This is a genomic window from Acinetobacter portensis (genome assembly GCF_009372215.1).
Taxonomy (GTDB): domain Bacteria; phylum Pseudomonadota; class Gammaproteobacteria; order Pseudomonadales; family Moraxellaceae; genus Acinetobacter; species Acinetobacter portensis.
The window spans coordinates 1-881 of record NZ_LWRV01000123.1; the positions used below are offsets into that span (position 1 = coordinate 1).

Genomic DNA, 881 nt, shown 5'->3' on the forward strand with positions numbered 1-881 from the left:
TATAGCCAAATCCTAAAAACTATAGAACAATAGAGATATGGGATATTCAAAAGATTTTAAAGACAAAGTCATAGAAATTATGATTCGAGATGAAATGTCTGTGCGAAAAGCAGCACAGCATTTTAACATCTGTATACAGACAATTCAGAACTGGAAAAAGTCCACTACAAACAAACCTATTCCTGGCCGTCCAGCTAAAATTAGCAGAGAGCAAATATTGAAGGATGTTGAACAATATCCTGATGATTATCAGTATGAGCGAGCTGAACGTTTAGGAGTAAGCACTCATGCGGTATTTAATGCGTTACATGCCGCAGGAATATCGCGTAAAAAAAGACGTTAAAGCATCCTAAAGCAGATCAAAATCAACGTCAGCAATTTCAAAATCTCATAGAGTGTTTAGAAGGGAAATTGCCTCTGATTTACATAGATGAAAGTGGTTTTCAAAGTGAAAGTACCAGAACTCATAGTTATAGCCTTCAAGGAACACGTGCTGAAGGTAAATTTAACTGGCAGTTGAAGAATTGCAGTAATGTGATCGGTGCAATCATTGAAAATAGATTGCTGACAGTTGGTGTGTTTAATTGTTCAGTGAACACAGAAGTATTTGAATGTTGGATTGAACAGGATTTATTACCTAAGTTGAAAGAAAGCAGTGTTTTGATTATGGACAATGCGACCTTTCACAAAGGGAAAAGACTTCAGGAGTTGGTACGTTGTGCGGGCCATTACATTGTGTGGCTTCCTAGATATAGTCCAGATTTAAATCCAATAGAAAATATGTGGTCGCGAGTCAAGGCGATTCGAAATAAGTTTAGAGTTAAAGATATTGATAAATTATTTAAAGATTACTGTAATGATTTATTTAGTATTTAGCTATA

The 881-nt window shown here is 35.4% G+C and carries 2 protein-coding genes; both read left to right on the forward strand.

All coding sequences use genetic code 11. The features are described from left to right. The first annotated feature begins 37 nt into the window (after positions 1-37). A complete protein-coding gene (locus A6M14_RS14035) occupies positions 38-343 on the forward strand; it encodes an IS630 transposase-related protein (RefSeq protein ID WP_087547287.1) in 306 nt (101 codons plus the stop codon). A gap of 47 nt (positions 344-390) precedes the next feature. Next, complete coding sequence (locus A6M14_RS14040) at positions 391-876, forward strand: transposase (protein WP_227557093.1); 486 nt, start codon at positions 391-393, stop codon at positions 874-876. The last annotated feature ends 5 nt before the right edge of the window (positions 877-881 follow it).

Bases quoted from the DNA above. Each gene is read 5' to 3' on its own strand.
- A6M14_RS14035 (WP_087547287.1), top strand. From the start codon at position 38: ATGGGATATTCAAAAGATTTTAAAGACAAAGTCATAGAAATTATGATT.